The following is a 21,741-nucleotide window of genomic DNA, read 5'->3' as shown; positions in this document are numbered from 1 at the left end:
AAACCAGCATTAAAAAACGTCACGTCCACTCCAATCGGAGGGACGACGGGCCAGCCGCAGACCCTCCCTACGCCGGTATAAGCCGGATCAGGTTCAGCGGGTCATGGGCTGTTGCCCACCTCTCAGCCGCACATCAGCGGCCCCCCGGGGATACTTGCCGCTTAGGCGGTTGGGCGGGCGGTGGAAAGCGCTATCGCGTTGATCTGGCTGGAGTGCCGCACGCCGCGCGCTGGCGAACGTCAGGCCCCTCCCCAAGAACGGCGCGCAGCGGCCGGCATACCCAGAAAACATGCTGTGAAAACAAGGTAGGCCGACCGCCTCGACAGCTCGATCAACGAGCACCGTCCGGGTCGACAAGGGAGCGCCAACGCCACAACGGTATGACAAATACGTTGCAGCGCGGCATTTAGACTCAACGCGCCGTGAAATGTCTCGGCGAACGGCGTCGTCGGACGGTCAGGCGCGCCCCTCGCGACGCTTGATCTCGCCCAGCAGCGCCTCAGCCACCGGGTTGCCGACCTCGCCACCCGACTGGTCGTACGCGCCGGCAAGCTCCGCGTCCGTCGCGCCCTGCAACAGCGCGTTCACCTCGGCGTTGAAGTCGTCGACCTCGCCCGCGGCGGCATCGGCGGCGTCCTCGCTCGTCACGGCCGGCTCCGCTCCAGCGGCCGGAGCGTGTGCCATTACGGCATCCTGCTTGAAGACGTCGAAGGCTTCGGCGGCCTCGTTGCGTTCCTCGATCGCGATTTCGAGGCGGGTGAACAGGTCGAGCTGCGGTGCGATGTTTTCCATAATGCCAGCTTATCCGCGCGAACACGGTCCAGGCAACTCGTTCGCGCACGGCCGACGCTCGGAGCAGGAACGTACCAGGAATCTCTATGATCTAGAGCAACTCGTGAGACTTCCTGCCGGAATGTCCGTTCTGCCCTTCAGGCCGCCGACCTGGACCCAGCGATCGGTTGCAGCAGGGAGAGAGCATGACCGCGATCCGAGCCGCCGAACCCTATGACCTGTCCCGGTTGATGGCGTTCGATTCCTTTCCCGGAGACCGGATCGCGGAGATCGTCGAGCGCCGCATGCTGGTCGCCGAAGTGGAGGGCGTCATCGCAGGCTATATCGCCTGGCAGACCGGCGGGTGCATCGGCAACGACTATGTCAACAAACTGGTCGTCGATCCCGACTATCGCCGCCACGGCATCGCCCAATCGTTGATAGCCGAACTGAATTCGATCTTGAACGGCCGGGTTTTTATTTCGACCGGTGCCGACAACAGCGCAGCGGTCGGGCTTCTGAGGCTTACCAACTGGCAACCGGCAGGGCAGATCGTCGGCTTACGCCCGGCAGACGAACCAGAGATCTTTTACTACCGCGATTTATGAGTCGAGAGACCGGCAGCAGCGTAGGGTAGCGATACTGCTTTAGGATTAGGGCCGAAACGTTACTTTTGCGGGACTAGTTGAAGAGACGACTTCTGTAGTCAAACGTTGCGGTCGGTATATTCGGATATGCCCCAACGGATGCTAAATCCCGATCAACGGCTTCGCGAGCACCTTGAAGATGCCTTGGTGGAGGCGGCCGCACTTGGCCAGACCGTCGTCGCCGCGCTGATCTCCGAAGCGCTCGATGCGATGGCATACTCACGACCTTAAGGGATCGTAGAGCGAAGCCTGCGTGTTGGGCGACAATGGTAACGCAGTTCCCGCAAGCTTCGAACGTCCCGTCGCTACAATCCTGGCCGGAGGCGCCTCGCGTTCGTCGGATGAACGCAGCCGAAGTCCGACCACGCGGGCGATACGTCCTCTGCTGGCTGCAACAGGCGTTGCGGGCGCGGGACAATCCGGTGATCGACGCGGCGATCCGTCTCGGCAACGATCTCGGCCTGCCGGTCCTCGTCTATCACGGGCTGCGCGAAGACTACCCCTACGCGTCCGATCGCCTGCACCGGTTCATTCTCGGCGCAAGCCGCGATCTGGCGCGAGACTGTCGCCAGCGCGGTCTTGCCTGCGTCCAGCATGTCGACCGCGACGACGCGCGCGAGAAGGGCCTCGTCTATCGTCTGGCCGCCGACAGCGCCGCGGTGTTCGTTGAGGACCAGCCGACCTTCGTCGCGCGCTGGCAGTCGGACCGTGTCGCCGCCCGCACCGAAGTCGCGATGTTCGCGGTCAACGCCGCATGCCTGGTACCCCCCGCGCTGCTCGGCGACGGCATCGGCTCGACCACCGCGTTTCGACGCAAGCACGAGGCGGTGCGTGCGGATTGGCTGGCGACCGACGACCCTCAGGCGGGCGTTGCCGCGTATGACGGCCCCCTGCCCTTCACATCGGATCGACTTGAGTCATGCAGCGATGCGGACCTTGACCGTCTGGTCGCTGGCGCAGCGATCGATCATTCGCTTGCGCTCAGTCCGGACTTCCCGTCCGGTCGCGACGGTGCGCTAAGCAAGCTCGAACGGCTGATGGACATTGTGCTGCCGACCTATGCGACGACCCGCAACGATGCGACCAAGCCGGTCGGTGCCAGCATGCTCTCGCCCTATCTGCATTTCGGCGTGATCGGCCCGCGCGAAGTCATGGCCACCGTCGAAGCCGCCGACGCACCCGCCGCCGCCAAGACCAAATTCGCCGACGAACTGCTGACATGGCGCGAGTGGTTCCACTACCAGGCTCGCGCGCTTCCCTCGCCCGAGCATTACGACCGCGTCTCGGAATGGGCCCGCGAAACGCTCGCAGCGCACGCTTCCGACCCGCGTCCGGAAGTGGAAACGCTTGCCGACCTGCTCAACGGAACCACCCGCGACGAGACCTGGAACGCGTGCCAGCGCCAGTTCCTGATCGACGGCTGGATGCACAACAACCTGCGCATGTACTGGGCCAAGCGGATCATCGCCCTGACGCCCGATCCCGAGACCGCGTGGGCGACCGCCTGTTACCTGAACGACCGGCTCAGTCTCGACGGGCGCGATCCGTCGACCTACGGCAACATGGCGGCGTCGTTCGGCGCAGGATCGCCCGGCCGGGACGGTCCGCCGATCTATGGCAAGGTGCCGACGCGGTCGGATGGCTCTACCCGGCACCGCGACGGTGGCCCCGAGTGGCTTCACGCCGCTGCGACGCGTACCGCGCCCGAACCTACGCTACCATCGAGCCTGCCGTCCGCACTTTACCTTACGGGCGAACTGCCCATCTAACCCGAGCGCGCGTCGCCGCCCGCTACCGACAGCCCGACCCTTTCACCTGCAAGCAAGGCGCGCCCGTCAGGCGCAGCGCCGTACACCGGAATTGACCATGACATCGACCGCGCAAGACCGCCCGGAACCTCGTACGACGGGCTATGTCCTGACCAGCAGCGTGACGTTCGCGATGGCCGCCGCTGCCGGCGTCGCGGTCGCCAACATCTATTACAACCAGCCGATGCTCGGCGTGATCGAGAGGGATCTGCCGGGCAAGGTGTCCACCCTGATCCCCACCGCGACGCAGTTGGGGTATGCCGCCGGGCTGTTCTTCCTCGTGCCGCTCGGCGACCTGATCGAGCGCAAGCGCCTGATCGTGATCCAGTTCGCGGTTCTCGCCGCCGCGCTGGTCGCCGCCGCGATCGCGCCCACCGCTGGACTCGTCGTGGCTGCCTCGCTTCTGGTCGGCATCGCCTCCACGGTCGCGCAGCAGATCGTCCCGCTAGCCGCCAACCTCGCCGCCCCGGACCGCCGCGGGGCGACCGTCGGCACGGTCATGTCGGGCCTGTTGTGCGGCATATTGCTGAGCCGGACACTCGCCGGCTTCGTCGCCACGCATGCCGGCTGGCGCGAGATGTTCTGGCTCGGCGTGCCGATGGCGCTCGCGGTCGGCCTCTGGATGGCGATCAAGCTGCCCCGCAGCCAGCCAGCCGCCACACTGTCCTATGGCGGCCTCCTCCGCTCGCTCGTCGGGCTATGGCGCGAGTTCGGCGCATTGCGGCTGGCGACCGTCACCCAGTCGCTGATCTTCGCCGCATTCACCGCGTTCTGGACGATCCTCGCGCTCCGACTTCAGGAGCCGCGCTATGCGCTGGGCGCCGACGTCGCGGGCCTGTTCGGCATCGTCGGCGCAGTCGGCATCTTCGCCGCACCGATCGCCGGGCGCTACGCGGATCGCAAGGGCCCGCACACGGTGATCGCGCTCGGCGCCGCGCTGACACTGGTATCGTGGATCCTGTTCGGCGTGTGGACGTCGATCACAGGCATGGTCGTCGGTGTCATCGTACTCGATTTCGCCGTCCAGAGCGCGCTCGTCTCCAACCAGCACATTGTCTACGCGTTGCGCCCCGAGGCACGGGCGCGGCTCAACACCATTTTCATGGGCGGCATGTTCCTGGGCGGCGCGGTCGGGTCCGCCGCGGCGACGCAGGCCTGGGCCGCGGCCGGCTGGTTCGGCGTGGCCATGCTCGGCATCGTGCTGACCGCGCTGGCGACGCTGATCCAGACGGTCAGCATGGTTCGGCGCAAGCGGGCGATCTGACCGATCGCCCGACGCGCTTACAGTCCGATAGAGTAGAGTGCGTGGTGCGCCAGGATGAACAGCGTACGATGATCGGCGCCACCGATGACGAGTTGCAGCGGACGTTCCGGGACGTCGATACGGCGTAACAGCGAGCCGTCCGGCCGATAGACGAACACCTGTCCATTGGCGACGTACAGGTTGCCGGCCGCATCACGCGTCGCGCTCTCGCCGCCGCGTGGTGCGACGACCTTGAGGTCCGTCACCCGGCCATTGTCGCCGACCAGACCGCTATACGTGCGGTTCTCCGACCCGTTGGTCAGCACTACTCGTTCGCCGGGGGGCGCCGTGACGAACCCATAGGAGTCGAGCGTATCGGACCAGCGCCAACCCTGATGATCGTCCGGCCCCTGGTTCCACACGCGGAACGCCGGCAGCACCAGCGAACCGTCGGGCGAGACATATTCCTGCGCCTTCGCCTCACCCATCTTGTTGGCGAAGAAATCGGCGAGCGGTGGATATTGGTACGTCGCGGGATCGATCCGATCCGCAAACTCGCCATTCGCCCAGACGTTGACGGGCAGCACCGTCGCCGCACCGCGCCGCGCCTTGGCTGGGGTCGGTGCGATGACCTTGACGTCAGCCGGCTTGGTCGGATCGATGCTGTAGACGGTCCCGTCTCGCCCGGCCGACGACAGCACCAGCAGATCGCCCGACTTGTCGACCACGAGGTTCACCGCGTCGAGCGGCGCTTCCGCGACGATCGACAGGCCTTCGGTCTTCGACCAGCCATGGATCCGCTGGAAGCGGCGATCGATGAAGTACAGCTTGCCGTGCGCATCGACCGCACCGCCGGCGATCGAATAGAAACCGTCGGCCAGCTTCTCGACGGCGGGCGTGAGCGGTATCGGGGTTCGGATTGCCGTCGCCGATGCGGCCGGCACGTCGAGCTTGGCGAATTCGAGTTCGCGCACTTCCTGCCCGCGCGTCATGTCCTTGATCGTGTTCTCGAACGGAAATTTGCTCGCGCGCAGATAGGTGCCGCAGCCCTTTGCGTCGCAGCTCGCGAACCCGCTTTCGGCGTTCACGTGGACGTTGCGGAAACGGATCTCGCCGGAATTGTAGAGCTTTACCGCCGCGTCCATCGGCTTGATCGACCGCGTCACGCGGTAGCTGTGGTAATTGGCGAACAGGATATTGCGCGAATTGCGAATCTCGGTGGAAATCGCGTCGACGCCGTCGCGCACTTCCTGCTCGGTCTGCGGCGCGAGGAATTCCCAGTTCTCGACGTTATCGAGGACGATCTCGGCGCGATAATGGTGCTCGGCCGACAGTTCGTAGACGTGGCCGGGGGTCTTGGTGTTCGAGACGTGGAAGCCCGCCGAGGCCAGCGTGTTCGGCGACCAGATCGCCGCAAACGTACCGCCGCCGCCATCGGTCACCCAGATGCTGGGATGCTGCCCATCGAAGCGCGCGCGCGGATCGCCGAATCCGATCGGGCTGCCCTTGGTCAACACGGTGCCGCCGCCGCCCTGGATCTTGACGTCGTTGACCATCGACCCCTCGCCGGCCTTCCAGAGAAGCGCGGTCGCGCGAGGGTTCACGCCGCCGGTCCACAGCCCGAGGCCGGAGACGATCGCGCTGCCGCCCTTCGCGCTCTCCACCAGCGCCTTTGGTCCGCCGACGCCCATGTACGCGGGCGTCTCGTCGGGGAGATAGAGATGCGTCAAGCTCGGGTGCAGCGAGATCAGCACGCTGTCGGGCCGCAGCTTCAGCGTGTCGGTGACGCGGTAGCGACCGACCGGGAGATACAGCACACGGTGCGTATCAATCGCGCGCTGCAATGCCACAGTATCGTCGGTGGTATCGTCACCTTTGACACCCAAATCATGCACGTTCGCCCATTCGCGCACGGCCGGCATGGCCCGGATCGCCGGCGCGCGTCGAGCGGGAAGGCGTGTCAGCGGCGCTATCGAGACGTCGGTCGCATATTCGCCGATCGTACCGAGTCCCGCCAGCTTCAGACCGTAGGAAAAGTCGGCGACCCGGTAAGTCGGCCCCGCCGCCGCGACGGTCTTACCGCTGTCGCGGAAGCGCGCAAAGGTCGGCGTGTTGCTCGCGACCGCATTGTCGAAACCGATCTGCGTGAAAACGCTGTTCTCCGCCGAGACGACGATGCCCGCCTGCGACACGTTCTCGAACCGGACGTCCTTGCCCCAGAATGAATCCGAATAACCGCGGTCGATCTCGATGCCGACCGGCGTATCGCGGATCGCGACGTTGACCAGGGTCAGGTCGACCTCATGCTCGCGGATCGCCGCGTCGCGCTGACCCTGGAACTCCGAATCGAGCAATGTGAACTGCCACGCGGGCGAGGTCTTCTCCGACATGATGCCGTAGCGACCGCCAAAGAAGCGCAGATTCTCGAACTCGTTGCCCGCCTGATAGACGCCGGCAAGACCCGAGCCGATGTGGAAGTCGATGTGCCGCAGATAGCCATGCTGCGCGACGCGGAAACGTACCGCGACCGCGCCGGCATTGCCGTCGCCGATCCGGAAATCGACGTTGGACAGCGTGGAATAGAAGGTGCTCGAGGTTGCGTCGAAGATCGCTGGGTCGAAGGGCACACTGGTACGCGGCGGTACGGGAGCCTTGCCGACGCGGTACTGATCCTCGCCGGTGAAGCTGACCATCGCCGCCACGCCGGACCCGAAGCCCGCGCTGTTGTCGGCGAGGACGATCTCGGGGCGAGTCGCGCCGACGCCGAAGACACGGACGGCGGACCGGATGAAGATCGTGCGGGTGATCCGGTAGCGTCCCGACGGCAGGAACACGACGCCGCCATGGCCACCAGCCGCCGCCGCGTCGATCGCCTGCTGGATCGCCGCGCTGTCGTCCGCGCGGCCGTCGCCGACGCCTTTGACGGTGATCGCGCGCGGATCATTGGGCTGGCTGAGATAGACCGAGATCGACCCGGCCGGCGCCACGGTCTTTGCGAAAGCCGGGCTAGCGACAAGAAGCGCCGTTCCGCAGAGCAGCCATTTCGCAACCATCGTCCGTCTCCCGTTATCAGGACAGCAGTCCTACCGTTCGTGGAGGCCCGCTTCATCTGCGACGAAGGTCGTATTCGGAGCCCTTGATCCTCCCCCGCAAGGGGGAGGTGGCTGGCTTTTGCCAGACGGAAGGGGAGGAAAGGGAAACCGATGTTCCGTGTCCTCCCCCTCCGTCGCCTTCGGCGCCACCTCCCCCTGGCGGGGGAGGATCGAAAGGGGGGGACTCAGATCGCCAGCGTCTGCGCGACGATCGCGGCCTGCGTCCGGTTTCGAACGTTCAGCTTGCGCATCAGGGCGGTCATGTGAACCTTCACGGTAGCCTCGGCGATGCCCAGATCGAAGGCGATCTGCTTGTTGAGCAGACCCGAATGGACCCCGCGAAGGACCCTGATCTGCGTCGGCGTCAGGCGCGGCGACGCGGCGCACGTCACGGCCGTGGTCGCGACCGAAGGTTGGTGCGTATCGTATCCGGGCCGTTCCATGGTCATCCCTCCCTGTGCGCCGGCCGAAGTCGTAGCGGCCGATGGGCGGCCGAGACGCGGTGGCTGTCGCTGTTGATCCAGTGATCCGTTACGCGGATTCGGTTGGACAGGTTTTGACTATGGGCCGTGCGATCGGACGCAATCAAGCCTTTTTTGTTGTCAGATCGAAAAGACCTGTCGTACAGATATACAATCAATTCGGCAGGCGAACGCGCCGCTGACTATCGGGAGGGGCGTGATGTCACCAGCACTGGACGAGCGCACGCGACTGTGGCCCGCGTGTCAATGATCAGCCCAGACATGCGGTTGGTGATCGCCGCACTCGCGGGGATATTCCTTGCCGTCCTGATGATCGTTCGCGGTCGACTCCACCCCTTTATCGGTCTGTTGTGCGGCGCGTTCACAGTCGGCCTGCTCGCCGGACTTCCCCTCCCCGACGTCGCCAAGGCGGTGCAGAAGGGGGTAGGCGACATCATCGGCGGCACGGGGCTGGTCGTTGCGCTCGGCCTGTCGTTGGGCGCGATGCTGCATCTGTCGGGCGCGGCTGCGTCGCTTGCCAAAGGCGCGTTGCAGTTGACCGGCAAGCAGGCCGCTCCATGGGCGACGCTCGGTATCGCGATCATCGTCGGGCTTCCGCTGTTCTTCGAGACCGGCCTCGTCCTGCTCCTGCCGATCGTCGTCGCGGCCGCCGAGGAAATGACCGGCAAGGACGGCGCAGAACGCGATGCGGCAAAGCTCCGGCTGATTATGCCGGCGCTGGCAGGGCTCGGCGTGGTCCATGCGCTGGTCCCCCCCCATCCCGGCCCCCTGCTCGCGGTTGAGGCATTGGGCGCCAACCTCGGCAAGACGATGCTGTACGGCATCGCGATCGCCATTCCGACGGCGATCATCTCCGGTCCGCTGCTCGCGAAGTTCACCACGCGCGGCGTGCGGTTGGAAGCGCCGGTGTTGCATGATCCAGGGCTCGGCATCGCCCCGCCGCCGCGGCTGTGGTCGCTGTTGATCGTGCTCCTGCCGGTGCTGATGATTGCGACCGGAGAGCTGGGACAGATGATCCCGGGCATGAAAGGAACCGCATGGCTCGTCGCCGCGAGCAACCCTGTGGTCGCGCTGTTGCTGACCAACCTGATCGCGCTCCCGCTGCTGTTCGGCCGGCGGCTTCGTGAGGCTGCGATCCAGAACGCGTTGTGGCACGAGACGATGGGGGCCGCGGGTGCGATCCTGCTCGCGATCGGCGCGGGCGGCGCGTTGAAGCAGGTGCTGGTGACCGCAGGCCTGTCCGATCTGCTCGCGCGCACGGTGCTGATGTATTCGATCTCGCCGCTGGTGCTCGGCTGGCTGGTCGCGGTCGGCATACGCCTTGCCGCCGGCTCCGCGACGGTCGCGACGATCACCGCGGTCGGCATCATGCCGGGCGTCGTCGCAAGTTCCGGCGTGTCCCCCGAACTCGTCGTGCTGGCGATCGGCGCGGGCTCCGTGTTCTTCAGCCACGTCAACGATCCCGGCTTCTGGCTCGTTAAAAGCTATGTCGGCACCAGCACCGCGGATACGTTCCGCACCTGGTCGATGCTGGAGACGTCGATCTCGGTGGTCGGCCTCGCGTTCGTCCTGGCGCTCAGCCATGTCGTCTGACGCCGCCGAACCCTTGAAACCGCTCCCGAACGGAATCCGCCTGGCGGACCGCGCCTATACCGCGATCGTCCAGATCATCCTCGACGAGAAGCTCGCGGTCGGCGACCGGCTTCCCGCCGAGGACAAGCTCGCCACGATGTTCGGCATGTCGCGCACGATCGTCCGCGAGGCGCTGGCGAGGCTCGCGTCCGACGGCATCACGCAGGCCAGGCGCGGCGCGGGATCCTACGTCAAGCGGCGCCCGTCGGAGCGGCTCGGGTCGCACATGCCGATGGCCGACATCGCGGCGACGCTAGGCACCTACGAAGTCCGCTTCGTACTGGAGGCGGAGGCGGCACGGCTCGCGGCACAACGCCGATCGCGCCACCAGATGGACGCGATAGAACACGCGCTGGAGGCCTTGCGGACCGCGTTGCTGTCGAACGCGCCGGCGCATGACGAGGACTGGGTGCTGCACCGCGCGATCGCCGAGGCGACCGCCAATGCCGCGTTCCTGCCGGTCTTCGATCATCTTCAGGATGCGGTGATGCGGATCTTGCGCGCGGGCGTGGACATATCGCGGTCGCGCGCACCCGAGGTGATTAAGGCGATGATGGACGAGCACGACGCGATCGTCGAGGCGATCCGCGCGCAGGATGCCGACGGCGCCGCGCTGGCGATGCGCTGGCACCTGTCGCAGGGGCGCAAGCGCCTTATGCCGTGACGGTGCTCGGGGCACCGCTTGCGACCATAGTCGTAGATGTTAACGCACCCAGACTATTGTAGAGTGTGCCCACAACGACACGTCGCCAAGCCGGACCACGGTATGCGCAACGTGCAAAATGGGGACGGACGGATGCACAAGGTCACGCGCGGTCGGCGATTAAGCAAGATCTCAAATGTTAACGTCACCAGCATGGTCGTGCTGGCGACTGCGTTGCTGTGTTCCCCCGTTACAGCTCAGACTGCGCGCACCCCGTCCGACATCCCCTCCTCGACCCAATCGGCCGATCCGGCAGCGCCGCCTCAGACGCTGACCCCGCAGACCGCCGCCGAAGATCAGGCCGCGCCGGACAGGGACATCGTCGTCACGGGGTCGCGCATCGTCTCGAGTGGCTACAACGCGCCGACGCCGACGACCGTGATCGGCGAGGACCAGATTCTCAAGAACGCGCAGCCCAACATCTTCAACGCGGTCGCGCAGTTGCCGTCGCTCCAGGGCTCGACCGGCGCCTCGACCGGCACGTTCAGCACGTCCAGCGGCACGCAGGGGCTGAGCTCCTTCTCGCTGCGTGGCCTCGGCCCGATCCGTACGCTGACACTGCTCGATGGCCAGCGCGTCGTCGGCGCCAACGTGTCAGGCGTGCCCGACATCAGCATGTTCCCGCAGTTGCTGGTCAAGCGCGTCGACGTCGTCACGGGTGGCGCATCGGCCTCCTACGGCTCGGACGCGGTCGGCGGCGTGGTCAACTTCATCACCGACACGCGCTTCAAGGGCTTCAAGGCGAACGTTCAGGGCGGCATCACCAATTATGGCGACGACAAGCAGGGCCTGGTCCAGGCGGCGTTCGGCACGTCGCTGTTCGGCGACAAGCTGCACCTGATCGTCAGCGGCGAATATGACGACGAGGACGGCGTCGGCCCGGGCGATTTCGGCACCGACCTCGCCAAGGGTCGCGACTGGTACCGTGCGACCACGCTCGTCAATACCGGACAGACCAACAACGGCCTGCCGCAGTTCAACTACCGCGACTATGCCCAGCCCTATCAATATGCGCGCTACGGCCTGATCAACAACGGCCCGTTGCAGGGCATCGCGTTCGACCAGAACGGCGCGCCGTATAATTTCAACTATGGCTCGAACGGTCGTCCGACCGGCACCGGCGGGGTCACCAACTGCTTCCCCGCCAACAGCTTCTGCGTCGGCGGCGACCTGTCTGGTGCGCCGGGTTCGGGCGCATCGCTCAAATCCTCGCTGGAACGGCTCAACGGCTTCGGGCGGATCGGCTTCGACTTTGCCGAGAACAACGAGGCCTATGTCACCGTCAACGTCGCGCAGGTAAAGACCAGCAACCAGCCGAGCCCGGGGTATAACCGCCCGAACCTGACCGTGCAGTGCGCCAACCCCTTCCTGCCGCAGTTGGTCCGCGATCGCTGCGCCACCGCCAACATCACGCAGTTCAACTTCGGTACCAGCAACGGCAACTTCCCCGATCCGCTGGTCCAGACGGATCGTCGCCAATACCGCTTCGTCGGCGGGCTGAAGGGCAAGTTCGACATCGGCGGCACGCCGTGGACCTACGATGCCTATTACGAGCACGGCATCACAAAGGCGGCGATCGATGTCGACAACACCGTGTTGCAGCCCCGCTATGTCGCTGCGACCAACGCGATCACGCTGAACGGCGCGATCGTCTGCGCCGATCCGGTCGCGCGGGCCGCCGGGTGCCAGCCTATCAACATCTTCGGCGGTGCGGTGCCATCGGCATCGGCGCTCGCCTATGTCACGCCTGCCAACGGCCCGCTCCAGCGCACCAAGCTGACGCAGGACGTGGCCAGCCTCAACTTCTCGGGCGAGCCGCTCAATCTGTGGGCCGGCCCGTTGTCGGTTGCCTTCGGTGGCGAGTATCGTCGCGAATTCTACCGCGTCCACGGCGACCCCTATGGTGCGGGCGTCACCGCACTCAGCCCGAACAGCACGGCCTATCCCGCCGATCCGCTGTTGAATTCCGCGCTGGGCAGCAACTGGGCGGCCGGCAACTACAAGAACGGCCGCGGCAAGTACGAGGTGTATGAGGGATTCCTCGAACTCAACCTGCCCTTGTTCAACAGCGAAGCCATCGGTCGCGCCAACCTCAACGGCGCGGGTCGCGTGACGCATTACAGCACGTCGGGTACGGTCTGGGCGTGGAAGGCCGGCGGCACCTGGGATACGCCGCTCGACGGCATCCGGTTGCGCGCCGTCACGTCACGCGACGTCCGTGCGCCGAACCTGTCCGAACTGTTCGCCGCACCGACCGTCACTACGTTGCCGAACTTTACCAATCCCTTTTCCGGCAGCGGTGTGCAGGCGTTCCAGAACACCGTCGGCAACCCCGATCTGAAGCCGGAAATCGCGCGCAATACCGAGGTTGGTATCGTCCTGTCGCACCCATCATGGGCACCGGGTCTCGGCCTGTCGTTCGACTATTACAAGATCAAGCTCGACGGCGTCGTCTCGACATTGTCGCCCGACCAGATCGTCCGCTTCTGCTTCGAGGGCAATCAGGCATTCTGCGGCGGCTTCGTACTGAACAGCCCGACCCAAGGCGGCAATTTCATCAACGTCCAGCCGTTCAATCTGGCATCGTGGAAGACCAGCGGGTTCGACATCGAGGCGAGCTATCAGTGGAAGAAGCCACTCGGCATCCCCGGCAACTTCACGCTCCGCGTGCTCGGGACGCACGTGAAGGAGTTCCTCGTCGACGCCGGGATCGCCGGCGTTGACGTGGTCGACCAGGCCGGGGCCAACAATGGCAACACGCCGGACTGGAAGTGGCTGGCGACGCAGAGCTACGACAACGACGTCTTCAGCATCAACCTGCAGGAACGCTGGTTCTCGGACGGGGTGTTCGGCAACCAATATGTCGTCTGCACCAGCGCTTGTCCGGTCTCGACCGCCAACCACCCGACCATCGACTATAATAAGATGAAGGGTGCCTTTTACATCGACCTCGGCGGATCGGTGAACGTGACCAAGCAGGCCAGCATGTTCTTCAAGGTCGACAATCTGTTCGATCACGATCCGGCGCCCGCCCCGCAGACCAATACCGGGCTCGACGTGAACCCGGCGCTGTACGACACGCTGGGCCGCATCTACCGCGTAGGCGTTCGCGCCCGGTTCTGATCGCTTATCCCCCGGCAGCGGCCGCTGCCGGGGGAGCGCACCGTTCCAAGACCATTTAAAATCGCGAATATTTAACTCGTGCCGGTCGTAAAACCCCGCACGGCGAAGGGCTGAACGGTCCGTGTCGAACGAAGATCGATCAGCCCTCGCCTTGCCAACCCGGACGTAGCGGCAGGCGCAGAACGCGGTCGTTGGCGGTCATGTACAGCGCCCGCCCCCGCTCGCCGAATGCGCAGTTGGCGATCGGCGCACCGGTCGTCACCAACGCGAGAGGCTCCGCACCGGGCGTCATGAACATCATCCCGCCGGGCACCGAGCAAACGAGCGTCCCGTCATGCGCAACCTTCATGCCGTCGGGCAGCCCTGCCCCGCCCCGCGCCTTCATCGCCGTGGCATCCAGCAGCACCCGCGCGTTGCGCACACCTTTCGCATCGAGGTCGTAGACCATGATCCGCGGCGCGGTTTCATCCGACACCGACACGTAAAGTCGCGTTTCGTCAGGCGATAGCGCGATGCCGTTCGGTCGGGTCAGGCCTCCCTCCAGCAGTTCGACCGTACCGCCGGGCCGCAGCCGATAGACGCCGTTCACCGCCAGTTCCTTCAGCGGCGACGTATCGCCTTCGGTCAGCCCGTACGGCGGATCGGTGAAGTAGAGCGTCCCATCACGCGCAACGTGCATGTCGTTCGGGCTGTTGAACCGCTTTCCCTGGTAGCGATCGACGACCGTCTCGCGCCGCCGCGTGACCAGGTTTACCCGGTCGATCGACCGACCGCCGCTGTTCGCGATCAACAACCGGCCCTCGCGGTCGAGCGTCAGTCCGTTCGCACCCGGCTCGCGGATAAGCTTCGGATCGGTGCCCCCTGCCCCCGACGGATCGAGGAACGCCACGGCGGGGCCACCCTTGCGCCAGCGACGAACGATGTTGGCGGGTGGGTCGGAGAACAGCAGATACTTTCCGGCCTCGACCCACACCGGGCCCTCCGCCCAGCGGATGCCAGTCGCGATCGTCTCGACCCGCGTGCCGGGCGCGACCATCCGGTCGAACGCGGGTGACATCCGCTGGATGCGCGGCTCGGCAGCGGGGCTCGCACCAAAAGCAGGCGCGGCGACCATAGCCGCCGCACCAAGCAGGATGTCGCGACGTCCCGGCCGGAACGCATCGTTGGCGATCCGCTCAAACATCGGCGGGGCAATAGCTATGCAGGAAGTCCTGATGCGTCGGCAGGACCGCGACTTGCTTGGCGATAGTCGTCTTCATGTCCCCCAGGACCTGTCGCAGGCGCGGCTCACCCATGATCCGGCCCATCCGGTGATGCTGGCGGGCAGACAGCCGCTGGCCGGTCATGACCTGCGCCCAGGAGGCGACGCGGAATATCTCCTCGCCGTCCTGATACGCCATACCGCTTTCGCGAAACAACGCGATCCGGTCGCTCAGCGTCTCGGGGATATCCATCGTCCGGCATGCATTCCAGAACGCGGTGTCGTCACGCTCGGTCAGTACGTAGTGGAGCACGATGAAGTCGCGGATCCGTTCGATATCGGCCGCTGCCTGTTCGTTGAAGCGTTTGGCCGTCGCCGCGTGATGGCCGCCGAACGGGAACACCTGGAGCAAGCGCGTTATGCCGATCATCGCGAGGTGGATCGCGGTGGATTCGAGCGGTTCGACGAACCCACCCGCTAGCCCCAATGCCACGCAATTGCCGCGCCATACGTCCTGGCGGCGGCCGGGCTGGAAGCGGATCAGGCGTGGATCGAACAGGACTTCGCCTTCGACTTCGGCGAGCAATTGCGCATGCGCCTCGTCCGCGGAGAGATGGCGGCTGTCATAGACGAGTCCGTTGCCGACGCGGTGCTGGAGCGGGATCTGCCAGCGCCACCCCGCACCGTGCGCGATCGCGCGCGTGTACGGCACCGCCGGGCCGACCGAGCGCGTCTGCGTGACGACCGCGCTGTCGGTCGGCAACCAGTGCCGCCAATTCTCGAACGGCGACCCGAGCGTCTGGCCGATCAGCATCGCGCGGAACCCGGTGCAGTCGATGAACAGGTCGCCCTCGATCCGCTCCCCCGAGCGCAGCACAAGCGCGGTTATGTCACCGCTCTCGCCATCCTGTTCGACGCGGTCGATGAACCCTTCGATGCGGCGCGCGCCTGCCCCCTCGGCGACGGTCCGCAGGTGTCGCGCATAGCGGCCCGCGTCGAGGTGATAGGCGTAGCTCAGCTCGGGCACGTTGCCGCCGATCGCGAACCGCTCCGCCTGCGCGGCCTGGAGTTCGAGGCAATAGTCGCCCAGGTCGCCGCCAAAACCGTCTTCGCGCGCCTGGAGCCAGAAATGGTGGAACGCGCCCATCCAGGTCGACTGGCCGGTCTCGCCGAACGCGTGGATGTAGCGATCGCCGATCCGCGCCCAGTTCTCGAACGATATGCCGAGTTTGAAGGTGGCGCCGGTCTCGGCCATGAAGTGCTGCTCGTCGATCCCGATCAGGCGGTGGAACGCGCGGGCCGTCGGGATGGTCGATTCGCCGACGCCGATCGTGCCGATCTCTTCGGATTCGACCAGCGTGACGTCGACTAGCGCGCAGAGTTGCTGCGCGATTGCGGCAGCGGCGAGCCAGCCGGTGGTGCCACCGCCCGCGATCACGACGCGGCTCCGCTGTGTGTCCGTCATGACCATCCTATCTGTTGAGGCGTTGCAGGACCTGCGCCCGCAATCGCCGTGCGGCGGTGTCGTCGAGCGGCGCGAGCGCACCGCGGGCATGCGGCGGCAGGTGTTCGCTCGCGCGCTCGGCGGGGCCGAAGACGTAATAGTCGAACAGTTCGCGCCACGCCTGCTTCTCGCCCTCGGAACGATCGCGCAGGCTAAGGATCGCGTGGAGCAGTGTCGTCATCGGCGTATCGACGAACGCCGGCACGTCGTTCCACCAATAATTGACCATGACGTTGAAGTCGTCGAGCGCCTCGACCCGGTGCCACCACAAGGCCGGGTAGACGAGGATATCGCCCGGATCGAGGTCGGCGACGCGAGCGGTACTCAGCGCGTCGCGAAAGCCCGGATGGCGGTCGAATTCGGGCGCGACGAAATCGACCATGCTGACGACCTGCCCGCCCGGCGTCGGTTCGAGTGGCCCCGGATACAGGTTCGCGACCTGATCGGGCGGGAACAGCGTGAAGCGACGCCGGCCGACCAGCGGGCACGCGATGTTGTTCGACATGTCCCAGTGCGCCGCCGCGGTCGTGCGGTTGCCGATCCAGAGGCTGGCAAGCGGCGTGCCTGAGCCGGGCAGGTCGCCCTCGGCCACGACGGGGTTCTCGGCGCGCAAACCGGGGAAGAACGTGTCGACGTCGGTCGAGCCGAGATACACCGATGGCGCCTCGTCTCCGGCGACACCCGCGCGGATCCAGTCGAGATAATCGGCCAGCGGCGCGCGGCTCGCCGCGTAGTTCATGCCGGTGACGTCGTCATTGTAGAAGAAGCGGCCGCCGATCTTCGGTTCGCCGACGAAGCCGACCACCGAACGTCCTGCATCGAACCGCAACAGATACGCCATCGCCGCGTCCGCGCCCTGTCGCCCGACCTCGACCAGCGGCAAATCGGTCGCCACCGCCTTCAGCACGACCGGTTCGCCAGCTTCGATCAGCGCGGCGAAGTCGATCTCGCCCCGTTTCGCCCCCTCGATCGTGCGAACGGCCGGCAAGGTATCGCGGTCGGTCACCGCGCCGCGAGCCGGCTGGTCTTGAGTTCGATCAGGCGCGAGACGGTCCCGAGCGACGCGATCGCGAAGAAGGCGAGTTGGAGAAATCCGGGGGCGTGGAGGCGCGCCAGGGCTTCGCCATCGAGCGCGGCAAGCCGTTCGGCCGAGATCGTGTAGAGATCGTCGAGCGTGTATTTGTTCGTCTCGTCGAGGAATATCTCGAGCGCGACCGGCTCTATCAGGCCTTCGACCTGGAAGGCGTCGAACATCGGGTCGTTCGCGATCACTCCGTCATGGATGCGGCCAAGCACGTCCGACACGGCATCGAGATACGGACTGTTGCCACCATGCGGCAGGAAGACGATCTGCCCGGGAACGCCCTCGCCCCCTGCGGTGATACGCGGTGAATCAAGGTCGACGTGGACCATTGGCTCGGCTTCGCTGCCGTCCTCGGCGCGGGTCAGGCCGATCGAGAAGGGCCCCCGCTGATGCAGCGCCGGGACATAGCGCGCGTGCCAGACGCCATCGCCGAGAAACAGATTCTCGTCCCGATCGAGCCCGACGAGTGCGACCGACTGGAACCGCCCCTCCTCCGAGCGTCGGAACAGGATCGGGTATTCACGTTGCAGATCCTGCCATTCGGTCGGGAAGACCAGCACCTGGTTCACCGCGTCGCCGAACTCGGGACCATGGCCCGTCGCGACCGTCAGATCCTGGTGATCGACGTTATTCAGAAGGACAATACGCGTCACGATGCGCCTTTCGATATCCATGTGCCCAACGCTAACCACGCCATCATGCAGAGCGTCGCAGCGGCATGCAATCCAATGCAGACAGTTGGACCTACGACACGCGAACGTTCTCGAGCGCGTTGCTCGGCCCAGACCAGACCTGCGTAGGGGTGGCGCGGACCTCGCAGCAAACTCGCAAGCCCTCCCATGGTGCCCCCATCAGGCAGGAACGACGGCGACGATCACGAAAGCGGCATCGGCGGCACCAACGGGGGAACGCCCTCCCCCCGAAGGGAGGGAGGGTCATATTGCCGCCCCCGGTTCGCACCATCCTTTAGAAGCGGAAGCGACCGCCAAGTAGGAAGCGACGCCGCAGTTCCTGGCCGAACCAGAGTTCGCTCTCGTCGCGGCCATAGGTGCGGAGCTTGGTCTCGGTCAGGTTGATGCCTTCGATCGACACCGCGAACATAGGCGTGATGTCGTAGCTTATGTTCGCATCCAGCTGACCGAACGGCTTGGTGAACTCCGGATTTTTCGAATTGCCGCGATTGATCCCAGACAGGAATTTGTCGCGCCAATTATATGCGATCCGCGCCGAAAGGCCGTATTTGTCAAATATCAGCGTCGCGTTGAACGTATCCGACAAGCCGAGCAGCGCGAACTGGTTTTCCGTCGTCGGCGCCCCGATGTTGAACCCGACATCGCCGCGCACCAGCGTGTAGGCCGCGCTGACGCCAAACCCGGTCGATCCGAAGAAATGCTGCCCCGCCGCTTCGAAGCCGTAGATCTCGGCATCCTTGTTGTTGATCGGCTGGGTCAGCTGGAACTGGTAGAGGACGTCCGTTCCGTTGGCAATGACATCGCGGCTGCTGTTGATCTGCTTGACGAAATCGTCGTTCAGCGAACGAGTAGCGGCGTTGTAATTGGCCTGGAAGACCGTGGTCGCCGCACCGATCGAGCCGGTCTGGTCGAGCAATGCCGTCAGCGCAAACAGGTTCACGTCGCTCTGGTCGGCACCGAGAGCCTGCAACGCGGCCTTGGCCTGGCCCGAGCGTGTTCCCGCAGCACCCGAGCTCGGATCCCTCAGCCCGAACAACGTGGTCGAGGTCTGGCCGTTACCGATGAAGTTGCGGACACGCTTGTCGAAGACACCGAACGATAGATAGCTGTCCGGCTTATAGTACCATTCGAGCGACGCATCGAGATTGTCCGACTCCAGCGGGATCAATTTCGCGTTGCCCGACGATCCGGTGGCGAGACCGCCATTGGCGACCGGCCGCGATGGTGCACCGACGCTCGTCGACGTGAACAGGTTGCTATATTCTGGCCGGGCAATCGTCTTGCTGAACGACAGGCGACCGATCAGGTTGTTCTTCAGCTCGACCTGAAAATCCATTGAGGGCAGGAAGTTATTGTACGTCCCGCTGTCCGTCAGGAAGCTGTTCTGGTTCGAAATCACGATGGTATAATCGTTATCCGAAACCCAGTTGATCGCGGCGGGTACGGCCACCAGTGATGTCGAAGTGGACTTGGTGTGCTCGTAGCGCACGCCGGCGACGAGTACCGCAGGCAACGGCCCCAGATCGCCCTTCCACGTGACTTGGCCGTACGCCGACCAGATCTTCTCACGGACACGGTTGTCTTCGGTCGCCGTGGTGCCGACCGGATTACCGGCCTTGGCGTAGAACGGCGACAGTATCGAGTAGATGGCGGCCGCATCACCGCGGAACGCAGTCTGCGATTCCGGATCGTTGCCTGGATCGTAATGCTTGAACTTGCACACCAAGCAGAACGCCTGCAGCGCGCCGGGTGCCTGTTTCTCGACATCGCCAGGGTTGGTGATGCCCCAGTCGCCCAGAACCTGCTGCGTGGAAGTCCGCGTCTGGTGCATGTTCGTATCGCGCAGATTGCCGCCGAAGTCGAAGCGGCTGCCGCCGCCGAGATCCCAGCCGAAATCACCGCGCAATTCCTTCACGCGCTGATCCTGCGCGGACGCATAGGTACGGCCGATCTGCGAGCCCACCTGATTCACCGTCAGTGGACCGTTGAGCGTAACGTCCTGCACCGGGATGGCGCCGGTGTAATCGACCGAATGCGCGGTGACGACATTGGCGGCCATGCCGACCAGCGTCGAGCTGTTGCCGTTGGGATTGTCCGGACGGCTGGATGCCTTGCTGTAATGGCCATCCAAGTTGAACGTGAAGTTGTCGGTAATCTCCCATTTGCCGTTCAGGCCGAAATCCTGGATCCGGCTCTTCTGACCGCGGTTCTGCGCCTCGAACCCTTCGTCCTTGGCGCCGTTGATCGTCTCGTGCAGATAGTTTGCGGTGGCGACCACGGGGTTCGCGTCGAACCGCACTTCGTCGAACGGCCGGCTGAACCAGTTCGAGAGATCCGAGCGGATTTCCTTCTGCTTGTTTTGGGCGAACAGCGCGTCCGCGGTCAGCGTCAGTGTCTCGATCGGCTTGAACTGGACGACAGCCTGGCCGTTGATGCGTTCCCGACTGCCTTCCGCATAGTGATAGCGACTGTCGTTGGGGAACGCGACGAGCTGGTTCGGGTTGGTCGGCGCGCCCGTGATTTTTGTGCTGCCATCGCCTTTGACGAAACCACCCGCCAAGAAATCGGTGTACGACTGAACGTTCCAGTCGTTGGACGTCGCCGCGATCGAAGTGAAATTGCGCTTCTGGTAGCTGCCGAACAGCGAGACGCCGAACCGGTCGGTCGGATCGGCCCAGCTCAGCACGCCCGACAACTCGGGAGTTACCTTCGAGCCGCAATCCAGGCAGCCATTGGTGCTCGTGTCGTACACGCCCTTCACACCGATGCTGCCCGTCAGGCCGCCCTTGCCGTCGAGCGGGCGACGGGTGACGACGTTGATCGTCGCACCGATGCCGCCGGTCGGGACGGACGCGCGACCGGTCTTGTAGACCTCCAGCGTACGGACGCCTTCAGAGGCGAGGTTCGAGAAGTCGAACGAACGGCTTGCACCCTGCGCGCTGTCGGAATTCTGATCGCCGCCGACGACCTGCACGTTCGCGGTCGCGAGCTGACGGCCGTTCAAGGTGACGAGGTTGTAGCTCGGGCCGAACCCGCGAACGGTGACGAGCGCGCCCTCGCCATTGGTACGGTTGATCGAGACGCCGGTGATCCGCTGCAGCGACTCGGCGAGGTTCGTGTCGGGGAACTTGCCGATGTCCTCCGCGGAAATCGCATCGACGATACCGGTCGAATTGCGCTTTATCGCGATCGACCGCTCAAGGCTGGCGCGGACACCGGTGACGACGATCTCGTTATCGACCGCCGGCAGTGCGGATTCGGACGATGGTGCGGTCTGTGGCTGGGTCAACTGACCCGCCGCTGCCGCAGGATCGGCGGTCGTGCCCGGTGCCGTCGTCGGCTGCGCATTCGTGGCTTCGGCGCCCGTCTGGGTTTGCGCAAATGCCGTCCCCGACACTGCGAGGCAGCTAGCCACTGCTAAAACGGATACCGAGCGCGCGAGCGCCGACGAAAGACTATCAGCCTTCATGTTCATCCCCCCTTGATCGCGGACCCTGATGTCCGCGGAAAACGCACGTCGGTCGTCGCCGACTGTGCGAGCGCTAACATATTCTCTTAAGGGACGTTGGCAAGTATCTTGGGGTAGTAGAGGCGCGGTATCGCGGTCGCATTGAAACCCGCCAAAACGACCGCTGGCGTTAGTCGGAATGACACCAATGCCTTGGAGCGGCGATCAAAAATAGCGCGAACGGAACTCCCAGGGCGTTGTGCTATTTCTGCTACACCGCCGCAAAATCGAAATCATAACGGGTTTAGGTA

15 protein-coding genes and 1 riboswitch are annotated in these 21,741 nt (G+C 64.9%); of the genes, 7 read left to right on the top strand and 8 right to left on the bottom strand.

Annotated features, from left to right (window positions below; genetic code table 11):
- Positions 1-47: 47 nt before the first annotated feature.
- A riboswitch (TPP riboswitch) is annotated at positions 48-157 on the bottom strand.
- A 299-nt stretch (positions 158-456) separates the two neighbouring features.
- Positions 457-792: a hypothetical protein gene (locus O6X71_RS10025; RefSeq protein ID WP_353465718.1), complete on the bottom strand. Its 336-nt coding sequence runs from the start codon at positions 790-792 to the stop codon at positions 457-459.
- Between the two features lie 185 nt (positions 793-977).
- On the opposite strand from O6X71_RS10025, the gene O6X71_RS10020 reads away from it, so the two are divergent.
- The 4 genes from O6X71_RS10020 to O6X71_RS10005 all read left to right on the top strand — a co-directional run bounded on the left by O6X71_RS10020 (position 978) and on the right by O6X71_RS10005 (position 4,490).
- Positions 978-1,379: a GNAT family N-acetyltransferase gene (locus tag O6X71_RS10020; RefSeq protein WP_353465717.1), complete on the top strand. Its 402-nt coding sequence runs from the start codon at positions 978-980 to the stop codon at positions 1,377-1,379.
- A gap of 138 nt (positions 1,380-1,517) precedes the next feature.
- Complete coding sequence (locus O6X71_RS10015) at positions 1,518-1,649, top strand: hypothetical protein (protein ID WP_353465716.1); 132 nt, start codon at positions 1,518-1,520, stop codon at positions 1,647-1,649.
- Between the two features lie 110 nt (positions 1,650-1,759).
- Complete coding sequence (locus tag O6X71_RS10010; RefSeq protein WP_353465715.1) at positions 1,760-3,187, top strand: deoxyribodipyrimidine photo-lyase; 1,428 nt, start codon at positions 1,760-1,762, stop codon at positions 3,185-3,187.
- A 97-nt stretch (positions 3,188-3,284) separates the two neighbouring features.
- Positions 3,285-4,490, top strand: coding sequence for an MFS transporter (locus O6X71_RS10005; protein ID WP_353465714.1), 1,206 nt, complete (start codon positions 3,285-3,287; stop codon positions 4,488-4,490).
- A gap of 17 nt (positions 4,491-4,507) precedes the next feature.
- Here O6X71_RS10005 and O6X71_RS10000 read toward each other — a convergent pair whose 3' ends face one another.
- Both O6X71_RS10000 and O6X71_RS09995 read right to left on the bottom strand, forming a co-directional pair.
- Positions 4,508-7,522, bottom strand: coding sequence for a glycosyl hydrolase family 28-related protein (locus O6X71_RS10000; protein WP_353465713.1), 3,015 nt, complete (start codon positions 7,520-7,522; stop codon positions 4,508-4,510).
- 224 nt (positions 7,523-7,746) lie between these two features.
- Positions 7,747-8,004 (bottom strand): helix-turn-helix domain-containing protein, encoded by a 258-nt coding sequence (locus tag O6X71_RS09995; protein WP_353465712.1) that lies wholly within the window; start codon positions 8,002-8,004, stop codon positions 7,747-7,749.
- 285 nt (positions 8,005-8,289) lie between these two features.
- On the opposite strand from O6X71_RS09995, the gene O6X71_RS09990 reads away from it, so the two are divergent.
- The 3 genes from O6X71_RS09990 to O6X71_RS09980 all read left to right on the top strand — a co-directional run bounded on the left by O6X71_RS09990 (position 8,290) and on the right by O6X71_RS09980 (position 13,501).
- The gene (locus O6X71_RS09990; RefSeq protein WP_435368471.1) at positions 8,290-9,636 is read left to right on the top strand and encodes a GntP family permease; all 1,347 of its coding nucleotides are present in this window, start codon (positions 8,290-8,292) and stop codon (positions 9,634-9,636) included.
- Complete coding sequence (locus tag O6X71_RS09985; RefSeq protein WP_353465710.1) at positions 9,626-10,339, top strand: FadR/GntR family transcriptional regulator; 714 nt, start codon at positions 9,626-9,628, stop codon at positions 10,337-10,339. Before O6X71_RS09990 ends, O6X71_RS09985 begins: the two co-directional genes overlap by 11 nt.
- Before the next feature lie 132 nt (positions 10,340-10,471).
- Positions 10,472-13,501 carry a TonB-dependent receptor plug domain-containing protein gene (locus O6X71_RS09980; RefSeq protein ID WP_353465709.1) on the top strand — a complete coding sequence of 1,010 codons (3,030 nt, stop codon included), beginning with the start codon at positions 10,472-10,474 and terminating at the stop codon, positions 13,499-13,501.
- Positions 13,502-13,640: 139 nt separating this feature from the next.
- Here the strand turns inward: O6X71_RS09980 and O6X71_RS09975 are convergent, their stop codons facing one another.
- The 5 genes from O6X71_RS09975 to O6X71_RS09955 form a co-directional block, all read right to left on the bottom strand.
- A complete protein-coding gene (locus O6X71_RS09975) occupies positions 13,641-14,684 on the bottom strand; it encodes an SMP-30/gluconolactonase/LRE family protein (RefSeq protein ID WP_353465708.1) in 1,044 nt (347 codons plus the stop codon).
- Positions 14,677-16,167, bottom strand: coding sequence for a tryptophan halogenase family protein (locus O6X71_RS09970; protein WP_353465707.1), 1,491 nt, complete (start codon positions 16,165-16,167; stop codon positions 14,677-14,679). The genes O6X71_RS09975 and O6X71_RS09970 overlap by 8 nt, the downstream gene beginning before the upstream one ends.
- Positions 16,168-16,174: 7 nt before the next feature.
- Positions 16,175-17,212, bottom strand: coding sequence for a cupin-like domain-containing protein (locus O6X71_RS09965; RefSeq protein ID WP_435368463.1), 1,038 nt, complete (start codon positions 17,210-17,212; stop codon positions 16,175-16,177).
- Complete coding sequence (locus O6X71_RS09960; protein WP_353465706.1) at positions 17,209-17,943, bottom strand: SapC family protein; 735 nt, start codon at positions 17,941-17,943, stop codon at positions 17,209-17,211. Before O6X71_RS09960 ends, O6X71_RS09965 begins: the two co-directional genes overlap by 4 nt.
- A 313-nt stretch (positions 17,944-18,256) precedes the next feature.
- Positions 18,257-21,451, bottom strand: a complete 3,195-nt coding sequence (locus O6X71_RS09955) for a TonB-dependent receptor (protein WP_353465705.1) — start codon at positions 21,449-21,451, stop codon at positions 18,257-18,259.
- Positions 21,452-21,741 lie beyond the last annotated feature (290 nt).

Source organism: Sphingomonas faeni, from assembly GCF_040407505.1.
GTDB classification, from domain to species: domain Bacteria; phylum Pseudomonadota; class Alphaproteobacteria; order Sphingomonadales; family Sphingomonadaceae; genus Sphingomonas; species Sphingomonas faeni_E.
The sequence above is the reverse complement of the archived record's forward strand: the minus strand, read 5'-3'. Positions and strand labels throughout refer to the sequence as shown.

Bases quoted from the DNA above. Each gene is read 5' to 3' on its own strand.
- O6X71_RS10025 (WP_353465718.1), bottom strand. From the start codon at position 792: ATGGAAAACATCGCACCGCAGCTCGACCTGTTCACCCGCCTCGAAATC.
- O6X71_RS10020 (WP_353465717.1), top strand. From the start codon at position 978: ATGACCGCGATCCGAGCCGCCGAACCCTATGACCTGTCCCGGTTGATG.
- O6X71_RS10015 (WP_353465716.1), top strand. From the start codon at position 1,518: ATGCTAAATCCCGATCAACGGCTTCGCGAGCACCTTGAAGATGCCTTG.
- O6X71_RS10010 (WP_353465715.1), top strand. From the start codon at position 1,760: ATGAACGCAGCCGAAGTCCGACCACGCGGGCGATACGTCCTCTGCTGG.
- O6X71_RS10005 (WP_353465714.1), top strand. From the start codon at position 3,285: ATGACATCGACCGCGCAAGACCGCCCGGAACCTCGTACGACGGGCTAT.
- O6X71_RS10000 (WP_353465713.1), bottom strand. From the start codon at position 7,522: ATGGTTGCGAAATGGCTGCTCTGCGGAACGGCGCTTCTTGTCGCTAGC.
- O6X71_RS09995 (WP_353465712.1), bottom strand. From the start codon at position 8,004: ATGGAACGGCCCGGATACGATACGCACCAACCTTCGGTCGCGACCACG.
- O6X71_RS09990 (WP_435368471.1), top strand. From the start codon at position 8,290: ATGATCAGCCCAGACATGCGGTTGGTGATCGCCGCACTCGCGGGGATA.
- O6X71_RS09985 (WP_353465710.1), top strand. From the start codon at position 9,626: ATGTCGTCTGACGCCGCCGAACCCTTGAAACCGCTCCCGAACGGAATC.
- O6X71_RS09980 (WP_353465709.1), top strand. From the start codon at position 10,472: ATGCACAAGGTCACGCGCGGTCGGCGATTAAGCAAGATCTCAAATGTT.
- O6X71_RS09975 (WP_353465708.1), bottom strand. From the start codon at position 14,684: ATGTTTGAGCGGATCGCCAACGATGCGTTCCGGCCGGGACGTCGCGAC.
- O6X71_RS09970 (WP_353465707.1), bottom strand. From the start codon at position 16,167: ATGACGGACACACAGCGGAGCCGCGTCGTGATCGCGGGCGGTGGCACC.
- O6X71_RS09955 (WP_353465705.1), bottom strand. From the start codon at position 21,451: ATGAAGGCTGATAGTCTTTCGTCGGCGCTCGCGCGCTCGGTATCCGTT.